Consider the following 15,337-nt stretch of genomic DNA (forward strand, 5'->3'; position numbering starts at 1 on the left):
TAAATAAACTATATGTTTAAAAGAGGTGCTTATGAAGAAGAAAAATAAAGCATTATATACATTTTTTGTATGTTCTTTCATATTTCTACTTTCGTTTGTAGATACTAAGAGTATGTACAATCAAATAAATAGCATACTTTTTCAAAAAGACTCTCAAATAGTATATATATGTGAAGATAAAGAAAAAACAAATAAATATAAAACAACGGAATATATCTCTAAAGATGAACAGATAAAATATTTAAAATCAATATCAAAAGAATTAGATATAAAAAAGATAGGAACTCTATTAAATTATCAAAATGGAAAAGTTAGAATAAACCTATATAATTTTAATGACGGAGATAATACAAAAGAAATAAAAAGTAATGATGTTGTAATAAGAGAAAGTAGTTATAAAAGTATAGATAATACTGGAATATATGGTGAATATTTAGTTAATGGGAATGTATCAAATTTTGTTAATAGAATCAACGAAGATAATAAGTTTGAAGCGACAATAATTCCAAAATCAGAATATATTCTTGGATTTACTAACGATATGGATATATTATACTCTGCTGCATTTATTGTATCATCTCTTATTCTCTTGGTTATGATGTGTAAGAATAAAGAAATATATAGAAAGAAAATTTATGTATATAAAATGTTTGGTTATTCAAATACAAAAATAATACTAACTATAAATAAAAATGAAAATATTATAGGTCTTATAACAGCAATTATATGTTTTATTGTATTTTTTGTTTTAAAAACATATCCACAATTTATAGATTTTAGGTATTTAATATACTTATTGAAGCCAACAATAATGTATTTAGTCATTTTATTTACATTAAACTTGATGATTTCTACTATTATGGTATATAGAGTAAATATAAATACTATAAATAAGGAAGAAAAGATAAAATATACAAAAGTAAATAAAGTTTTAATGTCCTTATTTACTGCATTTGCTGTAGCTCTTGTAGGTATGTTTGCAAATTATTTCTTTGAATATAAAAATAGAGATATCGGAAGTAGATTGGGAAACAACGATTATGTAACTATAAGTACAGACTTTAGAATTCTAGAAAGTAGAGATTTGGATACAACTTTTGAAGTTATGGAAAAGCAAGCTGAAGAATGGAAGTTATCAAACGAACAGGGTGGACTATATTTAAGACCAGGAAATAAACCTTTGGCAAATATAACAACTTTTGAGGAAGCAAGATTTTTAGATGATTATGTTTATATAAATAATAACTATCTTGAAAAGATAAAAATATATGATGAAAATGGGAATAGAATAAAAAATATAGATGATGATAAATACACAATTACAGTTTTGATTCCTGAAAGATATAAAGGAAATAAAGAAGTTTTAAAATTTATAAAAGATGACCACCTATTTAGAGTATCTGAAGGATCAATTCCATTATATGATAAAGGAAAAGATGAAATAGATACATATAAAGAGTATTTGAAATATAAAAATTATTTTGCCACTATAGAGAGAAAGTATATTGGAGAAGAAGCAAATAAATTAAAAGAGAAAATAATATATATTGATGACAATCAAAAATTTGATTCACTTAGCAATGAATTTCCATTAAATGATGAAATGGTAAGAGAAACAAATTATATAATATCCCCTATAGCATTTGTTATAAACTCTGAAAACTTTAGTGATATGGGAAATAAATCATATGCTGGAAATAGTATGTATTTCTCAGCTATAAACAATGGATATATGAAATTTAAAGTTGATGATATAAAAAATCCAGAGAAAGAAGTAGAGAAAATACTTTATGAAACAAAGTTGTTAGATAGATTTTCAAGAATTGACACAATACAAGGAATGGAAGATAGAGCGACAATTATGTTAAGAAAAAGTCTGATAACATATTCGGTTCTTGTAGTGTTGATGATAATTTTCTCATTAGGAATGATAAAAGTAGACTTAGATGAATATATAGAAAGCAATAAGAAAAAAATAGGTATAAAATATTTCTTAGGATATAACAGGATGAAAATATTTAAATCTTATTTCAATGGTTATGCTTTAAAAAATATATTCTCTTTTGCGTATATTCTTATAATTTGGAGAGAGTTCTATATGTATATAAAAATGAACTTCTATTATAAGATGGACTTTACTCCAGTTATTTTAATATATGTAGGACTAGTTGTTTTAGAGTTTGTGTACCTTCTTATTAAGATAAGAAAAACAGATATAAGCTATATAGATTTGAAGTAGGTGATTTTTTGATAAAGATAGATAAACTTAATAAAAAATATGGAAATAGAACTGTCTTTAAAGATTTTGGTATAGAGTTTGAAGAAGGAGCGTTTGTTTCTATATATGGAGAGAGTGGCAGCGGAAAGAGTACGCTATTAAATATAATAGGCTTGTTAGAAAAATTTGACTCTGGTGATGTAATAATAAATGGAAGAAAAAATATAGGGATAGATTCAAAAGAAGCTATATTAATGAGAAGAAATGAGATAAGCTATCTTTTTCAGAGTTATGCTCTTATAGATGAGATGACTGTGTATGATAATCTTAAATTGGCATTAGAATATAGGAAACACTCTAAACCTGAAAAGGACAAAAAAATAAGAGAAGTTTTGAAGTATGTTGGATTGAGTGATAAGATAAAAAGCTTTATATATGAACTATCTGGTGGAGAGCAGCAGAGAGTGGCTATGGCAAGAGTGTTACTACACGATACAAATATAATACTTGCCGATGAACCTACAGGATCTTTGGATGAAAAGAATAAGCAGGTAATTTTAGAGCTTTTAAAAAAAGAAAATGAAAAAGGTAAAACGATAATTGTTGCAACACATGATAAGGATATAAAGGAAATATCAACAAAAGTAGTTTTACTAGAAAAGAATTAAAATTTGGTAATAAAGACTTATTATAAAATACTGTCATAAGAATATCTTAATAAAAGATAAACTATGGCAGTATTTTTTGTTTGCTAATTTTTAAATGCACAAATCATTACAAAACGCCCAGATATGTTGAATCGTTAGAAATTAAATAGTAATATAATATTATGAAGTAATTAATATAATAATTTTTTAGTTAGTCAGAAATAATTAAAGAAAACTTAAAGTAATAGTTATAAATTTTTGGCAAAATATTTAGAGGGGAAAGTAATGTTTAGAATCGTTATCTGTGAGGATGAAATATCACAAAGAGAAAAATTGAAAGAATATATTCAGAAAATATTTGATGATAATAAAGAAAAAGTAGAGATAACAGAGTTTGAATCAGCAGAGGATTTATTATCGGATAATATTGTTTTAAAAGAAGTTGATATTTTTATATTAGATATAAAATTGAATGGATTGTCAGGCATGGATTTAGCAAAGCTGATAAGAAAAGAAGATGATAGATCAGAAATAATATTTGTAACATCTTTAGTCGAGTATATTCAAGAAGGATACACAGTCAGAGCTTATAGATACTTACTAAAGCCTATAGAATATGAAGAGCTTAGAAAACATTTGTTAAATTGTATATCAGATATAAAAAGGAAAAAGGGGAATTTCATAATAGAAAATAGAGATGTAATAAGAAAAATTCCAATAGAAGAAATAATGTATATAGAAGTGAGAAAAAAAGAATTAACAATACATACAGTAGATTCTACCTATTATACACAGGGAAGCCTAGATAAGATAGAGCAAGACTTTGAAAAGTACAACTTCTATAGATGTCATAAGAGCTATTTAATAAATATGGAGTATATAGAGAGTATAACTAAAAATAGTGTATTTATTGGGAAAGAGGAAATATATGTAAGCAGGCACAGAATGAATGAGCTTAAAACAAAGTTTACATATATGTTGGGAGATATATTATGTTAAGTGTGTTTTGGAATGTGGTAACAGTTTTATCTACTGCTATAGAATGGATAGTGTTGAAGTTAGTATTGGATGAAATAAGTAATCAAAAGGTAAATAAGATTAAAATAAATACAAGTTTTATAATAGCAGCACTTATAATAATAGTTTTGACGATTATAAATTTTGAGATGAACCTAAAATTATTGATAGGAATTATTATTTCATATATTGTATATCTATACAATTATGATGTAAGTTTGAAAAAAGCGTTATTTGTAATTTTAATATATTATTTACTTTTAATGGGATTTGATATTATAGGAATTAGTTTAGTTGGATTTTTGAACAATACAAAAGATATGAGTGGTATAGTAGGAAACAATATTTATGGATTGGAGCTTATTATATTGTCAAAGTTTATGTTGACACTTATAGTTCCGATAATCAAAATTTTTAAGATAGATTTATCAAATCTAAAAAAAGATTATATGGATTTGGTGATACCGATAAGTACAAATATTATAAGTATTGTTGTTATCTTTGGATATATTTTAATGGATAAAGATACAAGCCACATAGAGCATATTCTTATAATCGTTTTATCCATTGTTTTTTTATTTTCAAATATTTCAATAATTAAAGTTGTAGGTAGATTAATGAATGAAAGTAAACTAGAAGCAGAAAATGAAATTATAAAGGAAAAGATGGATATGCAGTATAAATATTATTCTAGAATCCAAGAATCTCAAGAAAAAACAAGAAGCCTTTATCACGATATGAACAATCATATATTATGTATAAAAAGTATGTATGAAAATAATGAAGCTACAAATGATTATATTAAAGACATAGAAGATAAAATAAAATCTTGTGGAAATACATTTAGTACAAAAAATATGATTTTGGATGTTATATTAGAAGAAGAAAAATCTATATGTGAAAAGAATAATATTGAGTTTGAAGTTGATTTAAACTTTGAAAAATGTAGTTTTATTGAAGCTACAGATCTTTGTAGTATATTTTCAAATATGCTAGATAATGCGATAGAAGCTTGTAAAAAGATAGAAAGCCCTGATATAAAAAGAAAGATAAAATTAAGAGGTGCAATTGTAAATAAATATTTTGTGATAAGGTGTGAAAATACAAAAGTAAATCCTATTAATATAGATAAAGACAATATAATTACAGATAAAAAGGATAGCTTTTTACATGGGATTGGTATAAGCAGCATAAGAAACTCAGTAGAAAAATATAATGGAAATGTAGAAATAAAGATAGAAGAAAATAGGTTTGTAATGATAATTTATATACCTATAGACATAAATTAATACCAGTTGGAGCTCTAAAACGACCAGTTGGGGATAAATCGTTGAATATTCAGAAAAAAGATGTTATTTTGTAAGCATAAAAGATATGGAGGTGGACTAAAATGGTCGAATCCATTGCTAACAAGATAACATCTTTTTTAATTTCTAATAAGGCAATAGAAGAAAAAGAAAGCGAATTATACTCATACGCATTTAGTATATTAATAGCTTTTTTAGTTAATATATCAGCAATATTGATTATAGCTTATTCGTTAAATATATTTAAGGAAACAGTACTATTCTTATTATGTTATTGTCCAATTAGGCAATTTACAGGTGGTTATCACGCAGATAATTACAAAAGATGCTTATTAGCATTTATGCTACTTTATATAGTTAATATATGCTTTGTTGAATTTGTTTTTTACTATAAGTTAGATTATTTAATTTTGTTTGAGATGATAATGAGTTATATAGGGATTTGTTTTTTAGCTCCATTAGAACATAGAAATAATCCTTTAAGTAAAAAAGAGTTAAAAATATTCAAGAGAGTAGCGGTAGTTTTAGCAAGTATTGTTGTATTTTTAGTATGGATAGGAATAAGATATAACAACGCATATAAATTTATATATTATGTAGCATCATCTATTATATGTATATTTATTATGCTGATAATGGGAATTATTAAGCAAGAGTTTGGAGGTAGAAGATGAAGAAAATATTAAATAGGATATTGAAGAGTATAGGTTCATTGGCTATTTGTATGTTATTTTTATCGGCAAATACAACATCAATGTGGATTGCTAATCAGCCCACAGTTCCAAAAGACGTTGATAAATTTAGAAAACTTAAATAAAAAAACTGCTATAGAAAACTTAAAAATATTCTATAGCAGTTTTTTTATGGTTGTAATAGATAATAATAAAAAATAGTATAATATTAAATATAATTAAAAAGTATTTGTTTTTGTTAACTTGTTATGATAAAAATAAAAATTGAATAGAATTTGAACCGAAAAAATAATCGATAGGTTTTGAAAAGTTTTAAAATATAAAAAAATACACAACAATTAAACCTAAGAAAATTATAAAATTTTTAGGCTGCGTATGCAATATTTTATAAACCAATTAACTTTTTCTTGATGACTATAGCTAATACCACAAACAGGGCATTTAAATTTAGGTTTCAATTTTTTCGACTCCTTTCTGTAGGGGGAATTTATTTTGTGGTGAAACTATTGTAAACCCTACGGGGATTGAGATTCAATAATAAATAAGTTAACAGAACGAGTATAACTTATAGGAGAAAAAAATGTTTAAAATTGTTATCTGTGAGGATGAAATATTACAAAGAGAAAAATTGAAAGAGTATATTCAGAAAATATTTTATGAATATAAAGAGGAAATAGAAATAATAGAGTTTGAATCGGCAGAGGATTTATTATCAAGTGGGGTTATATTAAAAGAAGTTGATATTTTTCTATTAGATATAAAAATGAATGGATTATCAGGAATGGATTTAGCAAAATTAATAAGAAAAGAAAGTGATAGATCAGAAATAATATTTGTAACATCTTTAGTTGAGTATGTACAAGATGGATACACAGTTAGAGCGTATAGATATTTAATAAAACCTATAGAATACAAAGAGCTTAAAAAACATTTGTTAAATTGTATATCAGATATAAAAAGGAAAAAGGGAAACTTTATAATAGAAAATAGAGATGGTATGAGAAGAATATCAATAAAAGAAATAACTTATATAGAAGTTAGAAAAAAGAATTAACAATACATACAGTAGATTCTAATTATTACACACAAGGAAGTCTTGATAAGATAGAGCAAGATTTTGAAAAATATAATTTTTATAGATGTCATAAAAGTTATTTGATAAATATGGAATATATAAATAGTATAAATAAACATAGTGTATATATTAGAGAAGAAGAAATAAGTGTAAGTAGATATAGAATGAAAGGACTTAAAACAAAGTTTACATATATGTTAGGAGATATAGTTAGCTAAAGAATTGCTTTCATGCAGTAAAATTAATACCAGTTGGAGCTTTAAAATGACCAGTTGGAGATAATATATTGAATATTTTTTGGGGGAATGTTATTTTTAAAACATATTAAATATATAGATGTAGTAAAGTACTATGATAATAAAATATAAAAAATGGAGGAAATATTTATGGAGTGGATTAATGAGCCAAATAAACAAAATAGCAAGAGAAAGGAAAGTTGTAAAGAATGTAAGCTTAGATGTGTTATAAAGGTATGTTCATCAAAATATCCTGTAGCATGTAAAACAAAAATATATCCAACTTCAAGATAACATTAATTATGAATTTATATACTGGAGGAATATAAGACTATGAAAATTTCAGCATTTAATATAGAAAGAGATGTAGATAAAGGAAAGTTGATTTATAACACAATAAGTTCAGGAATACTTTTCTTAGATGGTGAAAAAATAGAAGAATATGAGTCTTTAAAGAATAGTAAATTTATTGATAAAACTAATACTGATTTAAAAAGAGAATTAATAAAGGGAAATATGCTAGTAGATGATTTTTTAGATGAAGTAGAACTTATTAAATATATAAGCAATTCTGCTAGATATGATAAAGATTATTTAGGACTTACAATAGCAACAACTCAAGCTTGTAACTTTGTTTGTCCGTATTGCTATGAAAAGGGAATTGAATTTAAAAATATGAGTGATGAAACTGCTAACAATATAGTAGACTTCATAAGAAATAATCTGAAAAATAATTCAGACTTAGATATAACTTGGTATGGAGGAGAGCCTTTATTAGCAATAGATGTAATTGAAAAAATTAGTGAAGAGGTTTTTAAATATATAAATATTGATAAATACAATGCATCAATTGTAACAAATGGATATCTTTTGACAAGGGAGTATGCGGAAAAATTAAATAAATATAAAGTAAAAACAGCTCAAATAACATTAGATGGTCCTCCGCAAATACATGATGCTAGAAGAAAGCTTGCTTCAGGGAAAGGTACTTTTAATAAAATAATAGAGAATATAAAAAATACGTGTGATTTAATTGATATAACAATAAGGGTTAACATAGATAATACAAACAAAGCTTATATAGAAGAATTAGTAAATATTTTAAAAGAAAATGACATATATGATAAAGTTTTTCTATATGTAGCAAAAGTAGATGATTATTCTGAAGAAACAAATAAAAATAAATCTATTTTAACTTATGAAGAATTTTCAAATTTACATAATAAGTTCACAGAAAATAATAAAACTTTCAATCATATACCTATGATAAATCCTAATATTTGTGTTTCTGTTAATTCAAATGGATTTGTAATAGATCCAGAAGGTAATTTATATAAATGTTGGGATGAGATTGGTAGAAAAGAAGGAATTATAGGTAATGTAAAAGATGGATTTGAATATAATGAAACATTTTTCTTCTATAATAATTATAATCCTTTCGATGATAAAAAATGTTTAGAATGTAAACTTTTACCAATTTGTATGGGAGGATGTCCATTCCAAAAGAGAAAACGTGGAGAAGCTGTATGCAGAGAACAAAAATTCTTAATAGATCAAATGCTAGATAACGCATATAAAAGTAGTTTATAAAAATTGTTAAAATTTATAGTCACAGTATTTAAGGAGGTACAATATGAACTGGATAAATGAACCTAAAAATGCAGAAATAGCAAGCGGAAAAAGTTTTTGTAAAGCTTTTGCTCTTTGCAAAAAGTTTTGTAAAACTTTTTGTTTAGTTCAAGGTAACAAATAGAAGGTGATACTTTATGAAAGGAATGAAATGGATATTTAATCCACTAGATGTGGAATCAATATCAAAGTTCTTAGATAGAGTAAATGGTGGAAAAGATATAAAAACACCTAGTGGCAATATATGTATTGTAGAATGTAATAGAAAAAATAAAAGTATAAAAAATACTAATAAATAAAAATATATTAAAATATTGTGGCTATAAATTATATATTTGAAAGAAGTGATTACTATAATTTATAAAATAAAAGAATTTTGTGTGGATGTGTTATTAATAATCAAATATATAAAAAAACTAGATATAAAAAAATATGAATTTTTTATAATGTTAATATTAATCTTGATAGAAATGTTTTTTTCTTTATTAGATCCCTTTATAGTAGGGCGTATTATAGATAGTATTTCTTCAAAAAGTGTAGATATATACAAGTATATATTATTATTAACATTCTTATTTATATTAACAATTATTATATATAGAATAGAGTCTATATATTTATTAAAAATAACAGCAAGGATAGAGAAAAAAATAAAATTAGATATATTTTCTCAAATCCTAATGTTTAGTTATAAAGACACTATAAATATTGACAAAGGTTTATTAATAAATAATATCGAGGAAGATGGAATGATAGCTTCAAACATATTTAATGAACTTTTGAATTTTATTAAGTGTGTAGTTTCTATAGTAATAATACTAGTTATAATGTTAACAATGAATATAGGACTTAGTGCAATTGTTTTATTATTTGTTCCAATAGAAGCTATTATTTTTATATTAATGGGAAAATTAATAAAAAATAGATTAAAAGAGTTAATGGAATTGAAAGATAGATATATGAACTTTATAAATGACTCTCTTAATGCTTTAAAAATATTTAAAATATTTAATATAGGTAATAAACGAAATGAAAAATTTGAAGTATTAACAAATGATGTATATACAGCAGCCGTAAATAAGAAAAAAATGGAAATAGATATGTATATTGTTGTTGATTTTATCTCTTTTATATCTAGTATATTAATATTATTAATAGGAAGTATTTTATGTTTGAAAAATATAATAACAATAGGAACTTTAGTCAGTTTTAACTCTTACGCATCTAAATTCAAATTAGAAAGTAATAATTTATCTAATTTTAATGCGTTAATACAGGATATAAGTGTTTCATTAGAAAGAATAGAAAATATATATTCAAATTATAAAATAGATGAAATTTCAACAATATCAATTATAGATGATAGAAATACTAATATAAATTCAATAGAACTAAATAACGTTAGCTTTTCTTATACAGAAGATATAAGTGTTATAAATGATTTTAGTTTTAAATTTGAAAAAGGGAATATTTATAAAATTGTTGGAGAAAGTGGTAAAGGTAAGTCCACATTTTTTGATATATTAGCAGGATTATATCCTGAGCTATCAGATAGATTTATAATAAATGAAAGTGAAAAATTTGATTTTAATAACTATAAAAACAATCTTGTATATATAGATCAAAACTCATATATATTTACAGACTCAATATATGAAAATATATCTTTATATAGGAATATAGAACAAAAAATTGTAGAAAAAGTTTGTAAAACTTTGGATTTAGATAAAGTTATAGATAGTTTATCAAATAAGTATAATACGGTTATAAATAAAGAGAGTAATTTATCCGGTGGTCAAAAGCAGAGGATTTTAATAGCAAGAGCCTTTGTTGAAAAAAAGGAAGTATATATTTTTGATGAGATAACATCTGCCCTAGATTATGAAAATAAAAAAAGGTTCTATAAATTGATTGAAAAAATAAAGGACGATAGCATTATTATATTTGCTTCTCATGAAGAGGAAGCATTTAAAGGTTTTGATGTTAAAAAAATTTATTTGTAAAGGAGATAGAGCTATGAAATGGATTAATGAACCACAATGTAATTCAAATGAAGAAAGACTTGGAGGAGGTCCTTCACCATCTTCTTGTAAAAAAAGAATGGAATCATGTAGGGTCTTTTGTATAATACAATTTTCATAAAAGTTAAAGTAAAAAAATAATCACTATTTATATTAAATATGTAGTGGTTATTTTTTTATCATTAATATTGTAGGTATGTTAGAATTAATAGTAAGGTAATAAAGTATATTTTATTATATATTAAAAATAAATGCTTTTTCTGGAGGTAGCTATGCGTAAAAGAAATTTAAAAGACATACTAACATCACCACTTTTAATGACGGTATATGCAATAATCCTTCTGTTTGTATTTTTGCTATTTAGATTCAAAACTGATGAAGGAATAGTAGTTAATTCTCTTGAAGAAAAGAATAACTCTTCTTGGAGCTGCGAGTATAATTTTTTCAGAGGTGAAAAAGAAGCCAACATGAGTGGCAAGGGAGATAACCTATTTATCAGCGTAATATCTGAATTTGGAGAAGTTAACATAATAGTAGAAGATAGGAATGGTAAGAAACTATTTAATCAAACAGTATCAGACCATTTGATTGATAATGAATCGATGGATATATTTAATGTAAAAGTTTCTCCTGAGGTTAAAGTTAGTATAAAAGCAAAAAATCACAAGGGTGATTTTAAAATAAGTTATAGAGATTTAAAAGACTTTTCTAAAGAAAGTAAAGAAGGAATATTTCTATATGGTGAAACCCATGATTATAACGGCATAAAGAAAATAGAAGCAGATCTATGGGCAAATATTATAAAGAATATGGTATGAGAAACCTATTTATTGAATATTCGTATGTAGATGCTCAATTTTTAAATATATGGATGAAATCAGACGATGATAAAATTTTAAATGAGCTTTTTAAAGATTATGAAAAGACATTAGCCTATTCAGAAGAAAATATAAACTTCTTTAAAGAAATAAAGGAAAAATATCCAGAAACAGTATTTTACGGAACTGATTTATGTCATACATACAAAACGGGTGGAAAAAGATATTTAAAATACTTGGAAGAAAATGGAAAAGTTGGAACTGATGATTATAATAAGGCTGTTGAAGATATAAATCAAGGAAAGAAATATTATGAAGATGATGAAAATACTGAAACTTATAGAGAAAATATAATGGTAAAAAAATTTGTAGAAGAGTATGAAAAGCTAGAAGATAAAAGAATTGTAGGTATATATGGAACAGCTCATGTGCTACCGTATTCAGATGATTATTATTGTGAAGGACCTTGTATGGCAAAACAGTTGGATAAAAAATATGGAAATATATTAAATATAGAAGATTTGTGTACTTTAGAAAAATATCCAGGTTATAAGGATAGTGAGTATAGATATTATAAATAAAGTAAGAAAAAATAAATAAAACAATAATAAATTGGAACAAGAGAAATAGTGATTAGTATCTTGTTCCTTTTTTGTTTTGGAAAATATTTTATTTTTAGTGTGTTTTATTCTTGTTTTATATTTTCAGAAAAACTGCGACAGAATATTATTTTAATGATATAATATAGACTGGACTATTATATTTTAGGGGTGATAAAATGAAAGTTAAATTACTTGCACATACACCTGAACCAGAGAAAGTTGTATCAATGGCTGCAAAGCTTTGTTACTCTAAAGTTGGTGTTGAAGGAATAGAAGAAAATCTTACAGATGAAAAGATAGAAAGTTTTTTAAAAATGTTAACTGATATAGGACACGAGTCTCCACTTGAGCATGTGTCATTTACTTTTGGAGTAGAGGGAATATCTAGAGCATGTTCTCATCAGATTGTTCGTCACAGAATAGCTAGTTATTCCCAGCAATCTCAGAGATATGTAAAACTAGATCAGTTTGAATATATAATTCCACCAGAAATAGAAAAATCTGAGGAAGCTAAAAAGATATTTGTAGAAGCTATGGAAAGAGATCAGAAAGACTACGATAGAATAGTAGATATATTATCTGAAAAACATAAAAAAGAATTTATGGAAGAAGGAAAATCAGAAAAAGAAGCAACTAGATTAGCTGAGAAGAAGGCTATAGAAGATGCTAGATATGTTTTCCCAAATGCTTGTGAAACAAAAATAGTAATGACTATGAATGTTAGAAGTCTTTACAATTTCTTTGACCACAGATGTTGCGAAAGAGCTCAGTGGGAAATAAGGGAAATGGCTACACAGATGCTTAAAGAAGTGAAAAAAGTAGCTCCTATAATGTTTAGAAACTGTGGACCAAAATGTGTGAAAGGGCCTTGTCCAGAAGGAAAGATGACTTGTGGTAAGGTTGTTGAGATAAGAGAAAAATTTAAGAATTTATAGGAAGGAAAATATTATGGCTATAATAGAAGGAAGAAATCCCGTAATAGAAGCGATAAAAAACGATAGACATATAGAAAAATTGCTTATATCTAATTCTTCAAAAGAAGGTTCAATAAAGAAGATAATAGCTATGGCAAAGGAAAAGAAGATAGTTATTCAGTATGTTGATAGACATAAGCTAGATGAGATGAGTACTAGCCACGCCCATCAGGGTGTTATAGCTACTATAAGTGATTATATCTATAAAGATATAGAAGAAGTAGTAAGAGAAGTTAAGGAAAAGGGAGAAGATCCATTTATCATCATATTAGATGAGATAACAGATCCTCACAACTTAGGTTCTATAATAAGAACAGCAGATGCAGTAGGTGCTCATGCTGTTGTAATTCCTAAGAGAAGATCAGTAGATATAACTCCTGTAGTTGCAAAGGCATCTGCTGGGGCAGTAGAGTATGTTCCTGTGTGTAAGGTAACTAATATTGTAAATACTATAAAGATGCTAAAAGAAGAAGGTCTATGGATTGCAGCTGCAGACATGGATGGAGGAGTGTTCTATAAACAGGATTTAACAGGTCCTTTAGGATTAGTAGTAGGAAGTGAAGGATTTGGTATATCAAGACTTGTTAAACAGAACTGTGATTTTGTAGTTAGTATGCCTATGGTAGGTAATGTAACGTCTTTAAATGCATCGGTAGCAGGTGGAATACTGCTTTATGAGGTATTTAGACAGAGAACTTCGGGTAAATAATGGCTGCAAAGTTTAAAAAGAAAAAAAAGAAAAAGATTCTTATAGTTGATGGATACAATATAATTAACGCATGGGATGATTTGAATGAATTATCTAAGATAAACCTTGAAAGCTCTAGAGAGAAGTTAGTAGATTATATGATAGAGTTTTCTAAGTATATGGGATACAAAACAACTATAGTATTTGATGCTTATAATGTAAAGAATTCTGCTGGATATGAAGAAAAGAGATCAGATTCTGTGCAGATAGTATTTACTAAAGAGCATCAGACAGCGGATAGTTATATAGAAAAGTATATTGCAGAGCTGCCTAATAAGGAGTTTATCGACTTAAAAGTTGCTACAAGTGACTACGCTGAGCAGCAGATTGTACTAGGTAAAGGAGCTGCAAGAATTTCTGCTAGGGAACTTCAGTTAGATGTTATGAAGTCTAAGGAAAAGATAGGAGAAAAAAATAGCAGTCATAAGAAAACTATACAGAGAAATACTATAGGCGATAGGTTGAACCATGAAAACAGAGAGGTTTGGGACAAATTAGAAAGAATGAGAATTAATAAAAAGTAAATAATATATGCCTTTGAATATAAAATATTTATTGGGGGAGATTGGATGGAGCTAGTGGAAGAAAAAAATGTAGAACAGAATGAAAATCAGCAACAAAAAGAAGAATATGAAATAGTTAAAAGAGCAGCTAATGGGGATAGAATGGCTCTTGAGTACATAATGGCAAAATACAAAAATTTTGTAAGGGTTAAAGCGAAGTCTTATTTCCTAATAGGAGCAGATAGAGAAGATATAATACAAGAGGGTATGATCGGACTTTATAAGGCTATTAGAGATTTTGATGAAACTAAAGCTCATTCGTTTAGATCTTTTGCTGAAGTTTGTATAACTAGACAGATAATAACCGCTATAAAGACTGCTACCAGACAAAAGCATATTCCGCTAAATACTTATGTATCATTGAGCAAACCAATATACGATGAAGAGTCAGAAAGAACTCTGCTTGATATAATAACAGCTAGTATGGTTACTAATCCAGAAGAGCTTATTATAAGTAAGGAAGAGTTAAAAAATATAGAAGATAAGATAAATAAACTGCTTAGTGAATTAGAGCAGGAGGTTCTTGGATTGTACTTAAACGGTAAATCATATCAAGAAATCGCCGACATAATAGGTAAGGAACCAAAATCTATTGACAATGCATTGCAGAGAGTGAAGAGAAAATTAGAGAAACATCTTGAAAATGTAAATGATTAATAGTAAAATACATAACATAGACATATTGCAACTGCAATAAGATAAATAAAAAATAATATTATTAAGGGAGGAATTTAGACAATGGCTAAAGCTAAATTTGAAAGAAGTAAACCTCATGTTAATATAGGTACTA

At 26.0% G+C, this 15,337-nt stretch carries 18 protein-coding genes; all 18 read left to right on the forward strand.

Features of this window, described 5'->3' with window-relative positions:
• Nucleotides 1–31 precede the first annotated feature (31 nt).
• The 18 genes from DWX74_RS07800 to sigH all read left to right on the forward strand — a co-directional run bounded on the left by DWX74_RS07800 (nucleotide 32) and on the right by sigH (nucleotide 15,204).
• Entirely contained in the window at nucleotides 32–2,239 is a 2,208-nt protein-coding gene (locus DWX74_RS07800; protein ID WP_118549476.1) for a hypothetical protein, read from the forward strand.
• A gap of 8 nt (nucleotides 2,240–2,247) precedes the next feature.
• On the forward strand, nucleotides 2,248–2,886 hold the full coding sequence (locus DWX74_RS07805) for an ABC transporter ATP-binding protein (RefSeq protein WP_118549477.1): 639 nt from the start codon (nucleotides 2,248–2,250) through the stop codon (nucleotides 2,884–2,886).
• 264 nt (nucleotides 2,887–3,150) lie between these two features.
• Nucleotides 3,151–3,864 carry a LytR/AlgR family response regulator transcription factor gene (locus DWX74_RS07810; RefSeq protein WP_118549478.1) on the forward strand — a complete coding sequence of 238 codons (714 nt, stop codon included), beginning with the start codon at nucleotides 3,151–3,153 and terminating at the stop codon, nucleotides 3,862–3,864.
• The gene (locus tag DWX74_RS07815) at nucleotides 3,858–5,171 is read left to right on the forward strand and encodes a sensor histidine kinase (RefSeq protein WP_118549479.1); all 1,314 of its coding nucleotides are present in this window, start codon (nucleotides 3,858–3,860) and stop codon (nucleotides 5,169–5,171) included. Before DWX74_RS07810 ends, DWX74_RS07815 begins: the two co-directional genes overlap by 7 nt.
• A gap of 101 nt (nucleotides 5,172–5,272) precedes the next feature.
• Complete coding sequence (locus tag DWX74_RS07820) at nucleotides 5,273–5,863, forward strand: accessory gene regulator ArgB-like protein (protein ID WP_118549480.1); 591 nt, start codon at nucleotides 5,273–5,275, stop codon at nucleotides 5,861–5,863.
• Nucleotides 5,860–6,006, forward strand: coding sequence for a cyclic lactone autoinducer peptide (locus DWX74_RS07825; RefSeq protein WP_118549481.1), 147 nt, complete (start codon nucleotides 5,860–5,862; stop codon nucleotides 6,004–6,006). The genes DWX74_RS07820 and DWX74_RS07825 overlap by 4 nt, the downstream gene beginning before the upstream one ends.
• A gap of 455 nt (nucleotides 6,007–6,461) precedes the next feature.
• The gene (locus tag DWX74_RS07830) at nucleotides 6,462–6,935 is read left to right on the forward strand and encodes a LytR/AlgR family response regulator transcription factor (RefSeq protein ID WP_199647622.1); all 474 of its coding nucleotides are present in this window, start codon (nucleotides 6,462–6,464) and stop codon (nucleotides 6,933–6,935) included.
• Between the two features lie 50 nt (nucleotides 6,936–6,985).
• On the forward strand, nucleotides 6,986–7,174 hold the full coding sequence (locus tag DWX74_RS11440; protein ID WP_442952067.1) for a LytTR family transcriptional regulator DNA-binding domain-containing protein: 189 nt from the start codon (nucleotides 6,986–6,988) through the stop codon (nucleotides 7,172–7,174).
• A gap of 168 nt (nucleotides 7,175–7,342) precedes the next feature.
• On the forward strand, nucleotides 7,343–7,486 hold the full coding sequence (locus tag DWX74_RS11080; RefSeq protein ID WP_158573249.1) for a hypothetical protein: 144 nt from the start codon (nucleotides 7,343–7,345) through the stop codon (nucleotides 7,484–7,486).
• 39 nt (nucleotides 7,487–7,525) lie between these two features.
• The gene (locus DWX74_RS07835) at nucleotides 7,526–8,782 is read left to right on the forward strand and encodes a radical SAM/SPASM domain-containing protein (RefSeq protein WP_118549482.1); all 1,257 of its coding nucleotides are present in this window, start codon (nucleotides 7,526–7,528) and stop codon (nucleotides 8,780–8,782) included.
• 176 nt (nucleotides 8,783–8,958) lie between these two features.
• Nucleotides 8,959–9,120: a hypothetical protein gene (locus DWX74_RS11085; RefSeq protein ID WP_158573250.1), complete on the forward strand. Its 162-nt coding sequence runs from the start codon at nucleotides 8,959–8,961 to the stop codon at nucleotides 9,118–9,120.
• 147 nt (nucleotides 9,121–9,267) lie between these two features.
• Complete coding sequence (locus tag DWX74_RS07840; RefSeq protein ID WP_147382058.1) at nucleotides 9,268–10,824, forward strand: ABC transporter transmembrane domain-containing protein; 1,557 nt, start codon at nucleotides 9,268–9,270, stop codon at nucleotides 10,822–10,824.
• Nucleotides 10,825–11,114: 290 nt separating this feature from the next.
• Nucleotides 11,115–11,660: a hypothetical protein gene (locus tag DWX74_RS07845; protein WP_118549484.1), complete on the forward strand. Its 546-nt coding sequence runs from the start codon at nucleotides 11,115–11,117 to the stop codon at nucleotides 11,658–11,660.
• The gene (locus tag DWX74_RS07850) at nucleotides 11,630–12,241 is read left to right on the forward strand and encodes a hypothetical protein (protein WP_118549485.1); all 612 of its coding nucleotides are present in this window, start codon (nucleotides 11,630–11,632) and stop codon (nucleotides 12,239–12,241) included. The genes DWX74_RS07845 and DWX74_RS07850 overlap by 31 nt, the downstream gene beginning before the upstream one ends.
• A 197-nt stretch (nucleotides 12,242–12,438) precedes the next feature.
• Nucleotides 12,439–13,197 carry an FAD-dependent thymidylate synthase gene (gene thyX, locus DWX74_RS07855; RefSeq protein WP_006440478.1) on the forward strand — a complete coding sequence of 253 codons (759 nt, stop codon included), beginning with the start codon at nucleotides 12,439–12,441 and terminating at the stop codon, nucleotides 13,195–13,197.
• Between the two features lie 13 nt (nucleotides 13,198–13,210).
• A complete protein-coding gene (rlmB, locus tag DWX74_RS07860) occupies nucleotides 13,211–13,945 on the forward strand; it encodes a 23S rRNA (guanosine(2251)-2'-O)-methyltransferase RlmB (RefSeq protein ID WP_006440479.1) in 735 nt (244 codons plus the stop codon).
• Nucleotides 13,945–14,508, forward strand: a complete 564-nt coding sequence (locus DWX74_RS07865; RefSeq protein ID WP_118549486.1) for an NYN domain-containing protein — start codon at nucleotides 13,945–13,947, stop codon at nucleotides 14,506–14,508. The genes rlmB and DWX74_RS07865 overlap by 1 nt, the downstream gene beginning before the upstream one ends.
• A 45-nt stretch (nucleotides 14,509–14,553) precedes the next feature.
• Nucleotides 14,554–15,204, forward strand: a complete 651-nt coding sequence (sigH, locus tag DWX74_RS07870) for an RNA polymerase sporulation sigma factor SigH (RefSeq protein ID WP_118549487.1) — start codon at nucleotides 14,554–14,556, stop codon at nucleotides 15,202–15,204.
• Nucleotides 15,205–15,337 lie beyond the last annotated feature (133 nt).

Source organism: Peptoclostridium sp. AF21-18 (assembly GCF_003478825.1).
Lineage (GTDB): Bacteria > Bacillota > Clostridia > Peptostreptococcales > Peptostreptococcaceae > Peptacetobacter.

Coding starts and splice junctions, on each gene's coding strand:
- DWX74_RS07800 (WP_118549476.1), top strand. CDS start 32: ATGAAGAAGAAAAATAAAGCATTATATACATTTTTTGTATGTTCTTTC.
- DWX74_RS07810 (WP_118549478.1), top strand. CDS start 3,151: ATGTTTAGAATCGTTATCTGTGAGGATGAAATATCACAAAGAGAAAAA.
- DWX74_RS07815 (WP_118549479.1), top strand. CDS start 3,858: ATGTTAAGTGTGTTTTGGAATGTGGTAACAGTTTTATCTACTGCTATA.
- DWX74_RS07820 (WP_118549480.1), top strand. CDS start 5,273: ATGGTCGAATCCATTGCTAACAAGATAACATCTTTTTTAATTTCTAAT.
- DWX74_RS07825 (WP_118549481.1), top strand. CDS start 5,860: ATGAAGAAAATATTAAATAGGATATTGAAGAGTATAGGTTCATTGGCT.
- DWX74_RS07830 (WP_199647622.1), top strand. CDS start 6,462: ATGTTTAAAATTGTTATCTGTGAGGATGAAATATTACAAAGAGAAAAA.
- DWX74_RS11080 (WP_158573249.1), top strand. CDS start 7,343: ATGGAGTGGATTAATGAGCCAAATAAACAAAATAGCAAGAGAAAGGAA.
- DWX74_RS07835 (WP_118549482.1), top strand. CDS start 7,526: ATGAAAATTTCAGCATTTAATATAGAAAGAGATGTAGATAAAGGAAAG.
- DWX74_RS11085 (WP_158573250.1), top strand. CDS start 8,959: ATGAAAGGAATGAAATGGATATTTAATCCACTAGATGTGGAATCAATA.
- DWX74_RS07840 (WP_147382058.1), top strand. CDS start 9,268: ATGTTAATATTAATCTTGATAGAAATGTTTTTTTCTTTATTAGATCCC.
- DWX74_RS07845 (WP_118549484.1), top strand. CDS start 11,115: ATGCGTAAAAGAAATTTAAAAGACATACTAACATCACCACTTTTAATG.
- DWX74_RS07850 (WP_118549485.1), top strand. CDS start 11,630: ATGGGCAAATATTATAAAGAATATGGTATGAGAAACCTATTTATTGAA.
- thyX (WP_006440478.1), top strand. CDS start 12,439: ATGAAAGTTAAATTACTTGCACATACACCTGAACCAGAGAAAGTTGTA.
- rlmB (WP_006440479.1), top strand. CDS start 13,211: ATGGCTATAATAGAAGGAAGAAATCCCGTAATAGAAGCGATAAAAAAC.
- DWX74_RS07865 (WP_118549486.1), top strand. CDS start 13,945: ATGGCTGCAAAGTTTAAAAAGAAAAAAAAGAAAAAGATTCTTATAGTT.
- sigH (WP_118549487.1), top strand. CDS start 14,554: ATGGAGCTAGTGGAAGAAAAAAATGTAGAACAGAATGAAAATCAGCAA.